Origin of the sequence: Microbacterium sp. W4I4, assembly GCF_030816235.1 — a bacterium.
GTDB lineage: Bacteria > Actinomycetota > Actinomycetes > Actinomycetales > Microbacteriaceae > Microbacterium.
This window is the reverse complement of record NZ_JAUSXT010000001.1, coordinates 3,744,313-3,762,066: the sequence shown is the minus strand read 5'-3', so window position 1 is coordinate 3,762,066 and position 17,754 is coordinate 3,744,313. Positions and strand designations below refer to the sequence as shown.

General features: G+C 69.1%; 17 protein-coding genes. 12 read left to right on the top strand and 5 right to left on the bottom strand.

Features of this window, described 5'->3' with window-relative positions; translation table 11 throughout:
- Window positions 1-99: 99 nt before the first annotated feature.
- The 7 genes from QF046_RS17860 (at window position 100) to QF046_RS17830 (ending at window position 6,397) form a co-directional block, all read left to right on the top strand.
- The gene (locus tag QF046_RS17860) at window positions 100-990 is read left to right on the top strand and encodes a hypothetical protein (RefSeq protein ID WP_307372431.1); all 891 of its coding nucleotides are present in this window, start codon (window positions 100-102) and stop codon (window positions 988-990) included.
- A 173-nt stretch (window positions 991-1,163) separates the two neighbouring features.
- Window positions 1,164-1,373 (top strand): hypothetical protein, encoded by a 210-nt coding sequence (locus QF046_RS17855; RefSeq protein ID WP_307372429.1) that lies wholly within the window; start codon window positions 1,164-1,166, stop codon window positions 1,371-1,373.
- A gap of 143 nt (window positions 1,374-1,516) precedes the next feature.
- Window positions 1,517-3,034 (top strand): HNH endonuclease signature motif containing protein, encoded by a 1,518-nt coding sequence (locus QF046_RS17850; RefSeq protein WP_307372427.1) that lies wholly within the window; start codon window positions 1,517-1,519, stop codon window positions 3,032-3,034.
- A gap of 72 nt (window positions 3,035-3,106) precedes the next feature.
- Window positions 3,107-3,649 carry a hypothetical protein gene (locus QF046_RS17845; RefSeq protein ID WP_307372424.1) on the top strand — a complete coding sequence of 181 codons (543 nt, stop codon included), beginning with the start codon at window positions 3,107-3,109 and terminating at the stop codon, window positions 3,647-3,649.
- 26 nt (window positions 3,650-3,675) lie between these two features.
- On the top strand, window positions 3,676-4,488 hold the full coding sequence (locus tag QF046_RS17840) for a hypothetical protein (protein WP_307372422.1): 813 nt from the start codon (window positions 3,676-3,678) through the stop codon (window positions 4,486-4,488).
- A 95-nt stretch (window positions 4,489-4,583) separates the two neighbouring features.
- Complete coding sequence (locus tag QF046_RS17835; RefSeq protein ID WP_307372420.1) at window positions 4,584-6,182, top strand: acyl-CoA carboxylase subunit beta; 1,599 nt, start codon at window positions 4,584-4,586, stop codon at window positions 6,180-6,182.
- Window positions 6,179-6,397: an acyl-CoA carboxylase subunit epsilon gene (locus QF046_RS17830; protein ID WP_307372418.1), complete on the top strand. Its 219-nt coding sequence runs from the start codon at window positions 6,179-6,181 to the stop codon at window positions 6,395-6,397. Before QF046_RS17835 ends, QF046_RS17830 begins: the two co-directional genes overlap by 4 nt.
- 291 nt (window positions 6,398-6,688) lie before the next feature.
- Here the strand turns inward: QF046_RS17830 and QF046_RS17825 are convergent, their stop codons facing one another.
- From QF046_RS17825 to QF046_RS17810, 4 genes are read right to left on the bottom strand one after another with little or no spacing between them, the layout of a single operon-like run.
- Complete coding sequence (locus tag QF046_RS17825) at window positions 6,689-7,690, bottom strand: hypothetical protein (RefSeq protein ID WP_307372417.1); 1,002 nt, start codon at window positions 7,688-7,690, stop codon at window positions 6,689-6,691.
- Entirely contained in the window at window positions 7,687-8,919 is a 1,233-nt protein-coding gene (locus tag QF046_RS17820) for a sensor histidine kinase (protein WP_307372416.1), read from the bottom strand. The genes QF046_RS17825 and QF046_RS17820 overlap by 4 nt, the downstream gene beginning before the upstream one ends.
- Window positions 8,912-9,571, bottom strand: a complete 660-nt coding sequence (locus QF046_RS17815) for a response regulator transcription factor (RefSeq protein ID WP_307372415.1) — start codon at window positions 9,569-9,571, stop codon at window positions 8,912-8,914. Before QF046_RS17815 ends, QF046_RS17820 begins: the two co-directional genes overlap by 8 nt.
- 46 nt (window positions 9,572-9,617) lie before the next feature.
- The gene (locus tag QF046_RS17810) at window positions 9,618-10,826 is read right to left on the bottom strand and encodes a class I SAM-dependent RNA methyltransferase (RefSeq protein WP_307372414.1); all 1,209 of its coding nucleotides are present in this window, start codon (window positions 10,824-10,826) and stop codon (window positions 9,618-9,620) included.
- A 34-nt stretch (window positions 10,827-10,860) separates the two neighbouring features.
- Between QF046_RS17810 and QF046_RS17805 the strand changes: the two genes are divergently transcribed.
- Together QF046_RS17805 and QF046_RS17800 are read left to right on the top strand one after the other, a co-directional pair.
- A complete protein-coding gene (locus tag QF046_RS17805) occupies window positions 10,861-11,508 on the top strand; it encodes a nucleoside triphosphate pyrophosphatase (RefSeq protein ID WP_307372413.1) in 648 nt (215 codons plus the stop codon).
- Window positions 11,509-11,599: 91 nt separating this feature from the next.
- Window positions 11,600-13,369: a biotin carboxylase N-terminal domain-containing protein gene (locus QF046_RS17800; protein WP_307372411.1), complete on the top strand. Its 1,770-nt coding sequence runs from the start codon at window positions 11,600-11,602 to the stop codon at window positions 13,367-13,369.
- A 71-nt stretch (window positions 13,370-13,440) separates the two neighbouring features.
- Here QF046_RS17800 and QF046_RS17795 read toward each other — a convergent pair whose 3' ends face one another.
- Window positions 13,441-14,889 carry an NAD(P)H-quinone dehydrogenase gene (locus tag QF046_RS17795; protein ID WP_307372408.1) on the bottom strand — a complete coding sequence of 483 codons (1,449 nt, stop codon included), beginning with the start codon at window positions 14,887-14,889 and terminating at the stop codon, window positions 13,441-13,443.
- 45 nt (window positions 14,890-14,934) lie between these two features.
- Here QF046_RS17795 and QF046_RS17790 point away from each other — a divergent pair, with 45 nt between their 5' ends.
- Genes QF046_RS17790 through QF046_RS17780 form a run of 3 tightly spaced genes read left to right on the top strand, consistent with a single transcriptional unit; the run spans window position 14,935 to window position 17,731 of the window.
- On the top strand, window positions 14,935-15,768 hold the full coding sequence (locus QF046_RS17790) for a purine-nucleoside phosphorylase (protein WP_307372407.1): 834 nt from the start codon (window positions 14,935-14,937) through the stop codon (window positions 15,766-15,768).
- Window positions 15,768-17,468, top strand: a complete 1,701-nt coding sequence (locus QF046_RS17785; protein ID WP_307372405.1) for a phospho-sugar mutase — start codon at window positions 15,768-15,770, stop codon at window positions 17,466-17,468. Before QF046_RS17790 ends, QF046_RS17785 begins: the two co-directional genes overlap by 1 nt.
- On the top strand, window positions 17,465-17,731 hold the full coding sequence (locus QF046_RS17780) for an HPr family phosphocarrier protein (protein WP_307372403.1): 267 nt from the start codon (window positions 17,465-17,467) through the stop codon (window positions 17,729-17,731). Before QF046_RS17785 ends, QF046_RS17780 begins: the two co-directional genes overlap by 4 nt.
- The last annotated feature ends 23 nt before the right edge of the window (window positions 17,732-17,754 follow it).

The window sequence follows — 17,754 nt, the reverse complement described above, 5'->3', positions numbered from 1 at the left end:
CAGATGGGTTCCTGAGCCTGTCGAAGGACTTCTGAGAGCCGTCTCCCGCAGGGAGGCGGCTTTCGGCTTTCTCGCGGATGCCGCGCCTATGATCGCCACATGTCCGAGAAGGTTCATCCGCTGTACATCCTCCCCGATGAGGGGGAATCGCGATCTGCCGTGCCCTCCGAGGCGGGGAGACGCCGGTGGACCGCCCGCGGTCTGGATCGCGTTCTCGCCGTGCAGCGTCCGCTCGTCGTGGCGCACATCCGCAGCATCCGTCTGCGGCATCCCCATGCGACGACCCAGCAGATCGTCGCGATCCTCGAGACCCGCTACCTCGCTGCGGTGACCACCGGCGGAGCCGCGGTCGGAGCGACCGCGGTGATCCCCGGGATCGGCACGGGCATCACGCTCGCGCTGTCGGGCGCGGAGACGGTGGGCTTCATGGAGTCGACCGCACTGTTCGCGCAGTCCGTCGCCGAGGTGCACGGCATCGCCATCGAGGATCCGGAGCGTGCCCGAGCCCTGGTGATGGCACTGATGCTCGGCAAGGAGGGCGTCGACCTCGTCTCCCAACTGACCAAGCAGGCCACCGGGAAGGGCGGCACCCGCTCCTCCTATTGGGGCGAGCTGGTGACCAAGTCGCTCCCCCGCGCGGCGATGGGGCCTCTGGTGGACCGGTTGAAGTCGGAGTTCATCCGTCAGTTCGCGTCGCGCGGCGGGGCGTCGTTCATCGGCAAGGCAATGCCGTTCGGTGTGGGCGCGGTGATCGGCGGCGCGGGCAACCATCTGCTCGGCAGGCGTGTGCTGAACAACTCGCGCCGCGCGTTCGGTGCGGCGCCCGCCTGGCTGCCGAAGGAACTGGAGCCGGTGCCGGGCAGCGAGAAGCTGGAGTGGCGGATGCTGCACGGAGCCCGTCTGCTCGGATCGAACGTCACGTCACGTCTGAGGAGACGCAAGCCGGATGTTGTCGGCGAGGTCGATTCCTCCTCCACATCCGAGAACTGAAACGACTTCTCCCCAGGTTCTGCAAGGGCTGTCGTTCGCGGGGATGCGGCGTCCGTCGCCATCCTTAGCTTTGCGGGATGCTGCACTCCATCGATCCGGCCCAAGGTCCGCCACCGACTGCGTATTGCGTGCCGTGGGTGGTCACTCGCGCTGACCGGAGTCATCCGGTCGTCATGAACGCAGGGGCGGAACCCGTCGACTTCGTGAAAGTGATGCGCAGCGACGCCTCACCTGCGGATCTCGTGGACCTGTGGGGTCAGATGCTGCCGGCCGAGAGCATCGAATTGTGCCTGTGCGGCTCCGAACTCGATGATGTCGTGGTCACGATCGCCTGGTTCCGACAGCGGGATGGCCTGGAGTACGTGTGGAGATTCGTGGTGTGAGCGACCTGGTCCCGCTTGCCGGTCGAAGGGCCCGCGCTTTCCGGTCATTGAGCGAGTGTCAGCGAGCCGGAACGTCGGAAACGCACCTGAGATCTTCTCCACGAACACTTCCCATTTTCGAATCTTTGTACTACGCTGGAGGCATGCCCACCGACCCGATCGCACACCGTGAAGCGCAGGCCGCGCTGCTGGATGAGTGGGTCCAGACGCGTAGGCAGATCGCCGTTCTGGAGGCGCGTTCGGCGGGTCTGCTGGCGGACCGGCTCGCGCTGATGGATCAGGATGTGGTGGACACCCCGATGCATCGGGACGCGATCTGGCGGTCGATGCTCGCGGAGTACTCCGCGGCCGGACGAATCGCGCAGGGCGCCGCCGATCACGCGTTCACCGATGCCCGCACCCTCGCAGACGGCTTCCCCGCCCTGCAAGACGCGTTCACGGGAGGGGAGGTCAGTGCCGCGCACGTGCGGGAGATCCTGCACGCGTCCACGGCCGTGACCCAAGCGATCACCGCCGGCAGCATCCACCCGGACACGCTCGGCTTCTACGAGGCGGGCGCGTTGGAGTTCGCCTCCCGGGATGCGCCCGCCCGCACCCGCGCGCACGTGCGGGAACTCGCGGCCGCACTGGTGGGGCTCAGCCTCACCGAACGGCATGAGAATGCGGTAGCGGAACGGGGTATCAGTTCTCGGCCGCTCGGTGACGGGCTCGCGATGCTGCAAGCCGTCCTCCCCGAGTACCTGGTGCAGGCGATCATCGACCGCCTCACCCAGATGGGCCGCTACCAGAAGCAGCACCCAGAACACCGCAACCCCACCCTCCCCGACGACCACGACGACGGCGGTGGTGATGATGGGGTGATCTTCGGGGATGGCACGTTCACCCGCGACCCGTTCGAAGAGGACACCGCAGAGGCACTGGACGCGTACTGGGCGCATGTCGATGCGATGATCGCCGCCGGCCCGCAGGTCACCCACATCCCCGCCGATGCCCGCACCCTCGATCAGATCCGCGCTGACCTGCTCACCGACCTGCTCCTGGGCGCCTCCCCGACCGACGCCCAGGGCACCGGGCTGGAGAACATCACCGCCCACGTCCAGGTCACCATCAGCGCGAACACTCTCACCGGCGCCGACGACCGGTCCGCGCAGCTCGACGGCCACGGGCCACTGCACCCCGACGCCGCCCGGATCCTTGCCGGCCATGCCACCAGCTGGACGAGGCTGTTCCTGGATCCCACCGGCTTCGTCACACAGACCGACACGTACATGCCCACCGCCGGGATGCGCCGATACCTCCGTGCCCGTGACCAGCACTGCCGCTTCCCCGGATGCCGCATGCCCGTGCACCGCTGCGAGGCCGACCACACGTTCGATTACGCCAAGGGCGGGCGCACCGAGCTGCGCAACCTCGCCAATCTCTGCAAGACGCACCACGCGCTCAAGCATCCCGACATTCCCGATGCGCACCGCTGGACCGTCCGGCAACTCCCCGACTGGACCCTCCAATGGACCAGCCCCACCGGACGCACCCACAATGATCGGCCACCCCGACGCGTCATGTTCGTGCCCAGCGGACCACCAGCCCCCGCCGAACAGCCCTCACTTCCCAGAACAGACATCGACTGGGCAGCGTCCACCGACGCCCACGCACCCTTCTGAACCGCGCGGCACGAGTCTGCCATCTGTGGATAACTCCAGCGAGAGCCGCGCCATTCGGGTTACCGTGTCCGGGTGACTTTCGCGACCTCGTCCCTCCGCGCCGTCGGTGCGCTGTCCGCCGGTCTGCTCGCGCTCGGGATGCTGGCCGCCTGCACCCCCGAGCCGGAACCCAAGCCGACGAAGACCGCGTTGTTCGCATCGGACGAAGAAGCCTTTGCCGCGGCAGAGGAGACGTACGGGGCATACACCGACGCGCTGAACTCGACAGACATTTCGGATGCGTCCACATTTGAGCCCGTCTACTCCTGGAATACGGGAACCGCGCTCGCCTCGGAGAAGGAGGCGCTGACTCTTTACCATGCGGAGGAACTCACGCGCACGGGAGATTCGACCTTCGACTCCTTTGAGCCGCTGACAGCGTCAAACGTTGAAGTCGTAGTCCAACTCTGCATTGACGTATCTGCCGTGGATCTTCTCCGGTCAGATGGCAGCTCCGCTCTTCCTGAAGGAAGGTTGCCACGCGCGGCACGAAAGGTGACCTTCAAGCCTGGCCCTACCACGACCGGCTTACGCATTGCCTCGAACCATGAGGTTGACGAGGGCTTCACATGTTGAGAGCGTCACTCACAATCGGTGTGGTCGTGACGCTTCTGGTCGCCGCGCCGCTTGCCGCTTTCGCGAAGAACCCGCCACCACCCGAAGAGATCGGCGGGGCGACAGCCGTCATTTCGAAGGATCCGGACAACGCAACACTTGATGTCAGTCAGACTCAGACGTGGCGAGGAGATACGAACAACTCAAACCATCACTCGCCAACCAACCCGATCGCGAACATCCCCGTCACCCCGAAGCCGCCGAAGCCGACGCACCCGTTCGACAACCGGTGCGTCGAGTGGACCAGCCTCGACGAATGCCTCCGCCTGACACCCAAGGACGTAGAACCGACCGAAGACGGCATCACACCAGCCACGCCCGCGTTCTCCATCACCGACCTCGCCAGCTTCGCCCCCGCACCCGCCACCCTCACCGGCGAACCCAACAACCTCGGCGTCGCAGGACTCCCCACCAACTTCACCACCACCGCCACCACCCACACCCGCAACGGCACCCTCTTCGGCTACCCCCTCACCGCACGCTTCACCCCCAAAACCTTCACCTTCCACTACGGCGACACCACCACCCGCACATCCACCACCAGCGGCAACACCTGGGAACACCTCCACCTCCCCCAATTCACCCCCACCGACACCAGCCACACCTACACCGAACGCGGCACCTACACAGCCCACGCCAACACCACCTACACCGCCGAAATCGACCTCGGCACCGGCTGGATCCCCATCACCGGCACCCTCACCATCACCGGCACCACCCAACACATCCACATCTACGAAGCACACACCGCCCTCGTCGCCCACACCTGCACCGAAAACCCCACCGCACCCGGCTGCTGAGATCGTGACGATCGGCCCGCACTGCGCCTGCCACCAAAGGAATCCCGAACCCGTTGTGGACGTCGTCCAACGCCTCGGCCGCACCCGACGATAGGGTGGAATCCGTGACGGACACCCCTGACCTCTCGACCACGGCCGCCAAGATCGCGGACCTTCGCGCTCGATTCGACGAAGCAGTCGTCGAGCCCGAGAAGATCGCCCAGCAGAAGCAGCATGCCAAGGGCAAGATGACCGCCCGCGAGCGCATCGAGATGCTCGTCGACACCGGCAGCTTCGTCGAGTTCGACGAGTACGTGCGCCACCGCACCACCGCCTTCGGCATGGACCGCAACCGTCCCTACGGCGACTCCGTCGTCACCGGCATCGGCACCATCCACGGCCGCACCGTCGCCGTCTACTCGCAGGACTTCACCACTTTCGGCGGCTCGCTCGGCGAGGTCTCCGGCGACAAGATCATCAAGATCATGGAGTTCGCCCTCACCAGCGGCATGCCGGTCGTCGGCATCCTCGACTCGGGCGGAGCCCGCATCCAGGAGGGCGTCCTCGCCCTCAGCAAGTACGGCGAGATCTTCAAGATGAACACCCGCTCCTCGGGCGTCATCCCGCAGATCTCCATCATCATGGGACCGGCCGCCGGTGGCGCCGTCTACGGCCCCGCCCTCACCGACTTCGTCATCATGGTCGACAAGACCAGCCAGATGTTCGTCACCGGCCCCGACGTCATCAAGACCGTCACCGGCGAGGACGTCGGCATGGAGGAGCTCGGCGGCGCCTACACGCACAACACCCGCTCGGGCGTCGCACACTACCTCGCCTCCGACGAGGACGACGCGATCGACTACGCGCGCTCGCTGCTCAGCTTCCTCCCCGACAACAACATGGCCGAGCTGCCGGACTACGCCTCCGAGTTCGAATGGGAGACGACGGATGCCGACCAGCGACTGAACACGATCATCCCCGACTCCGCCAACCAGCCCTATGACATCCACACCGTCATCGAGCATGTGGTGGACGCCGGCGATTTCCTCGAAGTCCAGCCCCTGTTCGCCCCGAACATCGTGATCGGCTTCGGCCGCGTGGAAGGCCGCTCCGTCGGCATCATCGCCAACCAGCCCTCGCAGATGGCCGGAACCCTGAACATCGAAGCAGGCGAGAAGGCCAGCCGCTTCGTGCGCTTCTGCGACGCGTTCTCCATCCCGATCGTCACCCTCGTCGATGTCCCGGGCTACCTGCCCGGGACCGACCAGGAATGGACCGGCGTCATCCGCCGCGGCGCGAAGCTCATCTACGCCTACGCCGAGGCCACCGTTCCGCTGGTCACGGTCATCCTGCGCAAGGCATACGGCGGCGCCTACATCGTGATGGGCTCCAAGCAGCTCGGCGCCGATGTGAACCTCGCCTGGCCGACAGCCGAGATCGCCGTCATGGGCGGCCAGGGCGCCGTGAACATCCTCTACCGCGGTGAGATCAAGAAGGCCGAGGAGAACGGCGAGGACGTGGCCGCCGTGCGCACGCGCCTGGCCAACGAGTACACCTACAGCGTCACCTCGCCCTTCCTCGCCGCCGAACGCGGTGAGATCGACGGCATCATCGAGCCCGCCAACACCCGCGTGTCGATCGCGAAGGCGCTGCGCGCCCTCAAGGGCAAGCGCGCCGACCTGCCGCCCAAGAAGCACGGGAACATCCCGCTGTGACCGAGGCCGACGACACGCCGCGCATCGAGATCGTCCGCGGCACCCCCAATGAAGAAGAGCTGGCAGCGCTCCTCGCGGTCGTCAGCGACGCGTACGTGCGCGAGACCGACGAAGCCGTCGCCGACGAGAAGCACATCTCGGTCTGGCAGCGCACGCAGCGCGGCCTGCGCAAGCCGCTGCGCCGTGACATCCCGTGGGGCCGCTTCTCCGGCTGAACAGCCACAGACTGAACAGCCACCGGCTGAACAGTCAAAGGCTGAATGGCCAAAAGGGACGTGGCCGATGGCCAAAAGGCTGTCCCCCGAAATACCTACAGACAGAATTCTTGACAGTCGCCAGACTGATACCAACGCTTCGCGTTAGGCGGCTGCTCTGTCCCAGGGTAGACAGACGCAGTACCGCCCCCTTGCGGGCAGTTTTCGGGTAACTGTCTCGCGCTGGCGAGGGGCGGGCGGCTTCGCCGCCCCTCGCCCACTCTCCTCCCCGCCCAGGCAGGGCTCGGCGATTCAGTCCGCGACGCGACGGATCGCGTGCCACAGATCCACGGTGTCGTCGTCGTGCGCGCCACCGGCCTCGCGTCCCACCACGGTCACAGCGATCTCGTCATCGCGGCCCGCCCGGATGATCACCCGGTTCGAGCGCACCTTCGCCAGCACCTCGGCGAGCTCATCGCGGATCTCATTGAGGCGCTCCTCCTCGGTGCCCTCCAGTCCGCCCTCGTCGAACACCGTCACCACGGCGCCGCGCACCCTGGCATCCGAGATCGCCTGGCGCACCGAATCGTTGAGCAGGCTCGCGCCCCGCAACTCGTCCCGCATGGTGCCCTCCGCCAGCCGGGCCTCGAGCCGCTCCTGCGCCGTGAGAGCACCGTGCGCGGCCACCGTGCGCGTCAGCAGCGGGCCGGCGATCGCCAGCGCCCGCTGCGCCCGCACGCGCCGCTCGCGCTGACGCACCAGCTGCGTGGCATGCCAGGCCGACACCGCCCGCTGGATGTCCGCCAGACGCTCGGTGTCACGCACCGCGCGATCCCAGAACAGCACCAGCAGCTGGGCCACGACCACCCACGTGATCGAGCCGACCAGCCCCAGCGTGAACGCCTCGCCCATCCCCAAGGAGACCGAGGCCGCGGCGATCAAGATGACCAGCATGATCCATCCGATCAGCGGATTGCGCCGCACGATGCAGATGACCGCGAGCAGCCCGATCGCCCCGATGTACCAGGTCGCGAACGGCGCGCCCCGCATGCCCGGATCCAGGGCCAGCGTCACCAGCGTCGGCACTGCCGCGCTCGCGATCAGGGCGAGCACCGCTGCGGCGATCGGCATCCGCACCGTCCCCGCCCGCGACGACAGCACCGCGGTGAGGATGGCCGCCAGGTAGAGCACGATCGCGGCGACCATGAACAGCGGCCCGCGGGGCTGTTCGATCCACCAGATCGCGCGCGCGGCGAAGTACAGCGCGAAGCCGAGGGCCAAGGCTGTGGTGATGCTGCGGACGCTGCGCCTCATGACGGCTCCCACCTGAGCTCGACGGTCGTGCCGGTGGCATCCGATCTGATCTCGGATGTGCCCGCGACCGCCGCCATCCGCGCCACGATCGACGCGCGGATGCCGAGCCGGTCCTCACCGATGGCACCCTGATCGAATCCGGGCCCGGCATCCAGAACCAGCACGGTGAGCCGATCCGCTCCCGATGACTCCACCACCACATGCAGCCCGTGGCCGCCGGCGTGCGCGAGCGCGTTGCCGATCGCCTGGCGGGCGGCGAGCACGATCGCCCTGGCCACACGGCCAGGCACCTCCGTCGGAGCACCGCGTTCCTCGACCACCGCATCCGCACCCTGCTCCGAGAGCGTGCGTCGCAGCTCGGCGACGATCTGCGAGCGGTGCACGGGCTCGTCGCTGCCCTCCTGCGCGATCGACGCCTCGGTGTTCGCGAGTCGGGTCAGCGCCTCTCTGGCCATCGCGACGGCCAGCGTGCGCTCGCGCTCGCTGTCGGCGCGCTCGGCGGCGATCAGCGCCGCCAGCACGCTGTCGTGCATGAGCGCGGCCATCGCCACGCGCTCCTCCTCCGAGGCGGATGCCGCAGCTGCGGCCGCATACGACTCCACCGCTCGGGATCTGGCCTCGTCGACTCCGCCGGCCACCTGACGGAACATCCACGCCAGCGAGACGATCACCGTTCCGAGGATGAGCGTGAACGACACGTCGAAGGCCGTCGTGATCCAGTAGCTCTGCGTGAAGTCGCCCTGCGCGAGCCGCACGTATCCGTAGATCAGGGGCAGACCGAGCGCCCAGGCGAGCTGCAGCTTCGGCACGAAAGCCAGCATCGCCGCGATCACGCCGATGTTCACCAGGAAGAAGATCCACGGCTGGCTGGCGGCCTCCGACAGCGTGCGCTCGACCACGGACGGCCACAGCAGCAGCGCCAGTACGTAGACGACCGCGAACGTCCCCGCGGCCTGCTTCACCCAGCGTCCCGTCACGCAGGCCAGGATCATCCACACCAGGGGGCCGAACACCATGATCATGATCGCCAGGTGCGGGCCATCCAGCTTCTGCAGCCGGCTGATCGCGCTGAGCATGGCCTGCGCGCCCAGCGCGGCCGATCCGATCGCACCCACGACGGCGAGGATGCGCTCCATGCGCTGTCCGGTGAACCGTTCCAGCCCCACTCCCACTTCACCGGGCGACGGGATGTTGCTCCACGCCTCGCGGATGCTGCGGGTCTCAGGCACTCGACACCCCATCCGGGGCCACGATGCCGTCCTCCATCGCACGGCGCAGCAGGTCGACCTTGGTCGGCGCAGGACGCCCGACGTCGACGTACTTCACCCGGATGCGGGTGATGTTCTCCTTCGCCGTGGAGTAGGCCACGCCCAGGCGCTCGGCCACCGACTTCAACGGCAGACCGGCAGCGTACAGCCGCAGCACCTCGCGTTCCCGTGTGGAGAGCTGGGCGTCGGCGAAGTCTCGGTCGCCGTCCACGGCGCTGGCCCAGTCCACGTTGTTCAGCGCCTCACCACGGGCGACCGTGCGGATGGCATCCAGCACGTCATCCAGCGCCGACGACTTGCTGACCACGCCGACTGCACCCGCCACCAGCGCTTCGCGCACAGCAGCGGGCCGGTCGGCGACGCTGTGGATGACGACGCTGGCACCGTCGGCCGCGAGCGTCGCGACGTTCTCAGTGACGGTGGTGCCGTCGCCCAGCGTGAGATCCAGCAGCACCACCTCTGCGGGTGGCGCCCCCGTCGCAGAACGCCACGTCAGGTACTCCTTGACGGTGGCGCCGGAGAAGACGACCTTCTGCTCGCCGTCGCGCAGACAGGCGGCCTCGAGTCCCAGACGGACCGATTCGTGGTCGTCGATGAGGGCGACGGTGCTCATGCCGCCAGCCTACTGCGCGCCGCGGCGCCGTCAGCCGCGGGCCGCATCAGCGGGTCAGCAGGGCGACGGCCTCGAAATGGTGCGAGTGCGGGAACAGGTCGAACGCGCTCACCGATTCGGCCTTCCACCCCAGCCCGCGGAACGTGCCCAGATCCCGCGCGAGGGCGACCGGATCGCAGGCCACGTAGACGACGGCCTCCGGGTTCAGCGCGTGGATCGACTCGACCACCTCGCGCCCCGCGCCGGCGCGCGGCGGGTCCAGCACGATCGCGCCGGCCCGCGTGGTGTCCGGCAGGCCCGCGAGGAAGCGGTCCACCCGCGCGGTCACGGGGTGCGCGTCGAACTCCTGCAGGTTCGCGCTGGCGTGCTCCGTGGCGCGGCGGTCGGATTCGACGGTGACGATGTCGCCGGCGCCGTACTGGCCCAGCGTGGCCGCGAACAATCCGACGCCGCCGTACAGGTCGAAGTGCGTGGCATCCGGATCGATCCGGCCGGCGACCACGTCGGCCACTGCGTTCTGCAGCGTCTCGGCGGCGTGCGGATGCACCTGCCAGAACCCGTTCGCATCCACGGCGAACCGCCGGCCGCCGGCGACCTCGAAGATCGTCTCCTGCCTGCCGCGGCGTGCACCCTCGGGCCGGGGCAGCACCCGCACCCGTCCGTCTGCGGGTTCGACGAGATCCACCCGGCCGGGCTTCTGCGCACGCAGTGCGAAGGCCGCCTCGGCGACGGCGGCGCGCGCCAGCGGCATCGTGGCCACGTCGATCACGCGGTGGCTCCGGGCTGCGAACGGTCCGACATGTCCGTCGGCGTCGACGTGCAGCGAGACGCGCGTGCGCCATCCGGTGCCGTCGCCGCCGTCCACGGCCTTCACCTCGGGCGCCTCGATGCCGGGGCCCGCGAACTTGTCCAGCGCCTCCTGCAGCACGCGGCGCTTCAGCACCCGCTGCTCGTCGAGCGCGATGTGCCCGAGGTCGGCTCCGCCCACGCGGTCCTCCGGCGCGCGCGACACGTCGGCCTCCGCCCACACGTGCGGGCGACGGTGCGGCGACGCCTCGAGCACCTCGAGGGTCTCGGCGCGCCAGAAGCGCTTGGCGTCGGCATCCGAGCCGGGATCGGCGATGCGCACCCGCACCCGCTCGCCGGGGATGGCGTCCGGCACGAAGACGACCCGCCCTTCATGGCGGGCGATGAACGTGCCGCCGTGCGCGATGCCGGTGATGTCGAGGTCCAGCGTGAGCTGCGAGGAGGTCATCCTTCCAGGATCCCACACCGGATAGCGTGGAATCATGCGCGTCTGCCTGGCATCCACGTCCCCCGCCCGTCTCATGCTGCTGCGGCAGGCCGGAATCGAGCCGCTGATCCTCTCCCCCGGGGTGGACGAGGATGCCGTGGGTGCCACCGCCGAGGCCGAGCGCGGTGCTCCGCTGACGCCCGAGGAGCTCGTGCTCCTGCTGGCCAGGGCGAAGGCCGCGGATGTCGTCGGGCGGCTGGCCGCTCAGCATCCGGACTTCGACGGCATCGTCATCGGCGGCGACTCGATGTTCGCCATGGACGGCCGCGTGTACGGCAAGCCGTACACCGCCGAGGCCGCGCGGGAGCGCTGGGAGAGGATGCGGGGCGCGACCGGCGTGCTGCACTCCGGGCACAGCGTGTTCCGGGTGCGCCCGGACGCGGCGCCCGTCGAGGCTGCCCGCGTCGCCGAGGCGAGCGTCACGTTCGCGTCGGACGTGACGGATGCCGAGATCGACGCCTACGTGGCCAGCGGCGAACCGCTGCTCGTCGCAGGTGCCTTCACCGTCGACAGCCTGGGCGGCGCGTTCATCACCCGCGTCGAGGGCGACCCGTCCACGGTGGTCGGCATGTCGCTGTCCACGCTGCGCTCACTGGCCATCGAGCTCGGCGTGACCTGGACGGAGCTGTGGACGTCACACTGACCACGATTCATGCGGTCCGGACCACACTTTCGCGGATTTCTTGTCGAGAGTCGTCAAAAGGATCGGCCCGGCACTCGCTAGGCTGAAACCCATGCCTGCTATCGCCAAGGTCCTCATCGCCAACCGCGGCGAGATCGCCGTACGCATCATCCGTGCCGCTCAGGACTCCGGGATCTCGTCCGTCGCCGTGTACGCCGACCAGGACCGCGACGCCATGCACGCGCGCCTCGCCGACGAGGCCTACGCGCTCGAAGGCTCCACGAGCGCCGACACCTACCTGCAGATCGACAAGATCCTGTCGATCGCGCGCCGCTCCGGCGCCGACGCCGTGCACCCCGGTTACGGGTTCCTGGCCGAGAACGCCGATTTCGCCCGCGCGGTGATCGGTGCGGGCATGATCTGGGTCGGCCCGTCGCCCGAGGCCATCGAGGCCCTCGGTGACAAGGTGACCGCGCGTCACGTCGCCGAGAAGGTCGGTGCGCCCCTGGCCCCCGGAACCCCCGGACCGGTCGAGACCGCCGAAGAGGTCGTCGCCTTCGCGAAGGAGGTCGGTCTGCCGATCGCCATCAAGGCGGCGTACGGCGGCGGCGGGCGAGGGCTCAAGGTCGCCCGCGAGTTGGACGAGGTCGCCGAGATGTTCGAGTCGGCCACTCGTGAGGCCGTTGCGGCCTTCGGCCGCGGCGAGTGCTTCGTCGAGAAGTACCTCGACAAGCCCCGTCACGTCGAGACGCAGTGCCTTGCGGATGCCTCCGGCAACGTCGTCGTCATCTCCACCCGGGACTGCTCGCTGCAGCGTCGCCACCAGAAGCTCGTCGAAGAGGCGCCGGCGCCGTTCCTCACCGACGAGCAGAACGCGCAGCTGTACAGCGCGTCGAAGGCCATCCTCAAGGAGGTCGGCTACGTCGGCGCTGGCACCTGCGAGTTCCTCATCGGCGCCGACGGCACCGTGTCCTTCCTCGAGGTGAACACCCGCCTGCAGGTCGAGCACCCGGTCTCCGAGGAGATCACCGGCATAGACCTGGTGCGCGAACAGTTCCGTATCGCCGCGGGCGGCACCATCGACTACGACGACCCGACGCCGGTCGGCCACTCCTTCGAGTTCCGCATCAACGGCGAGGACCCGGGCCGCGGGTTCCTCCCCCAGCCGGGACCGATCAAGATCTTCAAGACGTTCGGCGGACCCGGCGTGCGCCTGGACTCCGGCGTCACCGCGGGCGACACCGTCTCGGGCGCGTTCGACTCGCTGCTGGCGAAGATCATCGTCACCGGTCGCGACCGGGCCCAGGCGCTGGAGCGCGCCCGCCGCGCCCTCGACGAGTTCGAGGTCGCCGGCATGCCCACCGTCCTCCCGTTCCACCGCAAGGTCGTCCGCGACGCCGCGTTCACCGCCGAGGACGGCCGGTTCGGCGTGTACACGCGCTGGATCGAGACCGAGTTCGTCAACGACATCCCGGCCTGGGACGGCGAGCTGGACGACCCGGCCGTCGCGCCCGGCCGCCACACCGTCGTCGTCGAGGTCGGTGGCCGCCGCCTCGAGGTCAGCCTGCCCGACCGCGTGACCGCGTCGGTCGCCGGCACCGCGGGCCGTCCTGTGGCCGTGCCGCCGTCGCGACGCACGCACGCCAGCGGCGCCAACTCGGGGGCCTCCGGCGATGCCGTGAAGTCGCCGATGCAGGCCACGATCGTCAAGGTCGCCGTCGAAGAGGGCCAGCAGGTCGTCAAGGGCGACCTGGTCGTCGTGCTCGAGGCCATGAAGATGGAGCAGCCGCTGCAAGCGCACAAGGACGGCGTGGTCGGCAACATCAGCGCCGCCGCCGGGACCACGGTCTCGGCCGGGCACCAGCTGCTCACGATCAGCTGACCGACCCTTCGACAGGCTCAGGGACCCAATCTTGAGTCGCTGAGCTTTGGGTCGCTGAGCCCGTCGAAGCGTCAGCCGAAGTTCACGACGTGCATCGCCCGGGTCGCGTCCGTGATGCTCGTGGACAGCGAGGGGTAGGCGGCGAACACGCGCGAGACCTGGTCGACGTTCAGCCGGCGCTCGACAGCGATCGCCAGCGGGTAGATCAGCTCGGATGCCTTCGGCGCCACGATCACGCCGCCGATCACCGTTCCCGACCCCTTGCGGGCGATGACCTTCACGAAGCCGTCCTTGATGCCCATCATCTTCGCGCGCGGGTTCGCCGCCAGCGGCAGCTTGTAGGCGAAGCCGTCCGCAAGGCCGTTCTCGATGTCCGCCTCCGAGAATCCGACGGTCGCGATCTCGGGGGCGGTGAAGATGTTCGCCGTGATCTTGCGCACCTCGAGCGGGATGACGATGTCGCCGAGCGCGTGGAACACCGCGGTGCGGCCCTGCATCGAGGCGACGGAGGCCAGGGGGAAGAAGTTCGTGCAGTCTCCGACCGCGTACACGTTCGGAACCGAGGTGCGCGCCACACGGTTGACCCGCACGTGACCGGACTCGGTCAGCTCGATGCCGGCCTCCTCCAGCCCGATGCCGGCGGTGTTCGGGATCGAGCCGACCGCCATCAGGCAGTGACTGCCCTCGACGGTGCGGCCGTCCGACAGCGTCACCATCACGCCGTCATCGGTGCGCTCGACCTTCTCGGCGCGGGACTTCGAGAGCACCTGCATGCCGCCGCGCTTGAAGACCTTCTCGAGCACCTTCGCGGCGTCCCTGTCCTCACCGGGAAGCACCTGGTCACGGCTGGAGATCAGGGTGACCTTTGCTCCGAGGTTCATGTACGCCGAGGCGAACTCGGCGCCGGTGACGCCCGAGCCCACCACGATCAGGTGCTCGGGCAGCGCCTTCATGTCGTACAGCTGCGTCCAGGTGAGGATGCGCTCACCATCGGGCTTGGCCGAATCCAGCTCGCGCGGAGAGGCGCCCACCGACACGACCACGGTATCGGCCTCGACGCGGTCGAAGTCCGTGCCACCGGGACCGGTCGCCACGACGATCGCATTCGGCCCCTCGAGTCGGCCGTGGCCGGACAGGATGCGCACCCCCGCCTCGAGGAGCGTGGCCCGCATATCCTCGGACTGCTGGCCCGCGAGGGCGACCAGCCGCTTGTTGACGGCCGCCAGATTGATCGCGATCTCGGGCTTCAGCGGCTTGCCGTCGCCGCCCTTCGCGTAGAACTGCACGCCCAGGTCGGTCGCCTCGGAGATGGCGACAGCGGCATCCGCCGTGGCGATGAGGCTCTTCGAGGGCACCACATCCGTGAGCACCGCGGAGCCGCCGACGCCGACGCGCTCGACGAGGGTCACCTCGGCCCCCAGCTGCGCAGCGGCGAGTGCTGCTTCGTACCCGCCGGGGCCGCCACCGAGGACGGCCACGCTCTGCCTGTTGGCGAAGGAAGTCTGAGACATGTACTCCATTCTCTCGTACTGGCAGACCGCCCCGCACATTCCTAGAGTGGACTCATGCAAGACACTCTCACGCACCCCCTCGACGACCCGAACTCGAACCCGTTCGAGGTCGCCGCCCAGGCCGCCGCCGACATCGCGCGCCTCACCGGGGTAGACCACCACGACATCGCCCTCACCCTGGGATCGGGCTGGGGCAAAGCCGCCGAGCTCATCGGCGAGACCGTCGCCACGATCCCGGCCACCGAGGTGACCGGATTCTCCAAGCCGGCGCTGGAGGGACACGTCGGCACGCTGCGCAGCATCCGCACCGCCGACGGCCGCAATGTGCTCGTGATCGGCGCCCGCACGCACTACTACGAGGGTCACGGCGTTCGCCGTGTGGTGCACAGCGTGCGCACCGCGGCCGCCACCGGGGTGAAGACCATGGTGCTCACCAACGGCGCCGGCGGCATCCGTGAGACCTGGAAGCCGGGACAGCCCGTCCTGATCAGCGACCACATCAACCTGACGGCCGACTCGCCCCTGGAGGGCGCGACCTTCATCGACCTGACCGACCTGTACTCGCAGCGCCTGCGCGACATCGCCCGCACGGTCGATGCGAGCCTGGACGAGGGCATCTACACGCAGTTCCGCGGTCCGCACTACGAGACGCCGGCCGAGGTGCAGATGGCCAAGGCCATCGGCGGACACATCGTCGGCATGTCCACCGCGCTCGAGGCCATCGCCGCGCGTGAAGCCGGCATGGAGATCCTCGGTTTCTCGCTCATCACGAACCTGGCCGCCGGCATCCAGAAGACTCCGCTCAGCCACACCGAGGTCATCGAGGCCGGCCGCGAGGCCGAGCCCGTGATCTCGGCACTGCTGGCGCGCGTGATCGAGGCGCTGTGATGACCGCCTCGACCGACGAACGGCTGGACCAGGCCCGCGCCTGGCTGCGTCAGGACCCGGATGCCGAGACCCGCGACGAGCTCGCCGGAATCATCACCCGCGCCGCGAACGGTGAGGCGGCGGCGATCGCCGATCTCGACGACCGCTTCGGATCTCGACTGGCCTTCGGCACCGCCGGCCTGCGCGGGGCGATCGCCGCCGGCAGCAACCGGATGAACCGGGTGCTGGTCGCCCAGGCCGCCGGGGGTTTCGCCGGCTACCTGCTGGCCCGCACACCCCGTCCCACGGTCGTGATCGGCTATGACGGGCGCCGCAACTCCCGCCGGTTCGCCCTCGATTCGGCCGAGCTGTTCGCCGGAGCCGGTCTTCGCGCGGTCCTGCTGCCGCGGCTGCTGCCGACGCCGGTGCTCGCCTTCGCGGTGCGGCACTTCGGTGCGGATGCAGGGGTGATGGTCACCGCCAGTCACAACCCGCCCGACGACAACGGCTACAAGGTGTACCTGGGCGGCGACGACGACGGCTCGCAGATCGTCTCACCGGCGGACGCCGAGATCGCGGCGCACATCCAGCGGGTGGCGGATGCCGGCGACGTCAGGATGCTCCCCCGCTCGGACGCGTACGAGACGGCCGGCGAGGAGGTCGTGGAGGCCTACATCGCCGCGACCGCCGCCGTCGCCCCCGCACCGTTCGGCGTGCAGGAGATGCGCTGGGTGTACACCGCGATGCACGGCGTGGGCTGGGAGACGTTCTCCCGCGTCGTCAAGGCCGCCGGCTACCCGGCGCCGCGCATCGTCGACGAGCAGCGCGATCCCGACCCGACGTTCCGGACGGTCTCGTTCCCGAACCCCGAGGAGCCCGGGGCGATGGATCTCGCGTTCGCCCGCGCCCGCACGGCGGATGCCGAGTTCATCATCGCCAACGACCCCGACGCCGACCGCCTCGCCGTGGCGATCCCCGACGCGGACGTCGAGGGCGGCTGGCGCCGTCTGACCGGCAACGAGGTCGGCCTGCTGCTGGGCTGGCGCGCCGCGCGCGAGGCCCGGAACGGCGAGGCCAAGAACGGCCAGACACCGGGGCCGGGCGCTTCGCTGGCCTGCTCGCTGGTCTCCTCCCCCGGTCTCGGCGCGATCGCCGCCGCGTACGGGTTGGGGTTCCACGAGACCCTCACCGGCTTCAAGTGGATCTCGCGTGCACCGGGCATGGTCTACGGCTTCGAGGAGGCGCTCGGCTATCTCGTCAATCCCGGCACCGTCCGCGACAAGGACGGCATCTCGGCGGCCGTCGCCATGCTGGGCCTGGCCGCCGAGGCCCGCGTACGGGAGACCACCATCGCCGGGCTCCTGGAGGAACTCGGTGCCGAGATCGGGCACTTCGCCAGCGGTCAGGTGTCGATCCGCGTCGAGGACGTGTCGATCATCTCGAACACGATGACCTCGCTGCGCGGTCAGCATCCGTCCTCCTTCGGCAGCCGCCGCGTCGAGAGCGTCGACGATCTCTCGCGCGGCGAGTCGGGGATGCCGGTGGGCGACGTGCTGCGCTACCGCCTCACGGACGGCTCGCGGGTGGTGGTGCGCCCCAGCGGCACCGAACCCAAGCTGAAGGTGTACATCGACGCACGCGCGGACTCCGCAGCCGACGCCGCGGCAGCGGTCGCCGAACTGGAGCACGCCGTGCGGGAGCTGCTCGCGGAGCGGGAATGAGCACTCTGCGCAGGCGGGTCGTAGTCGGCGTGGACGATGGGGCGCACGCGCGCCCGGTCGCGGAGCTCGCCCGCCTCGTGCAGGCCCACGACTCCCGTGTCGTGCTGTCGACCGGCTCCGGGGAGAGCGCCGACCTCTCCAGCGTGCTCGCCGTGATGGATCTCGCGATCGCCACCGGAGACGAGGTGACCCTCGAGGTCGCCGACTCCCCGGCGGCGCACGCGCTGCTGGACGCGCTGGAGGCCGTGCTCAGCCCGTCCTGAGCGACGGACCGGTCCGTCGGCCG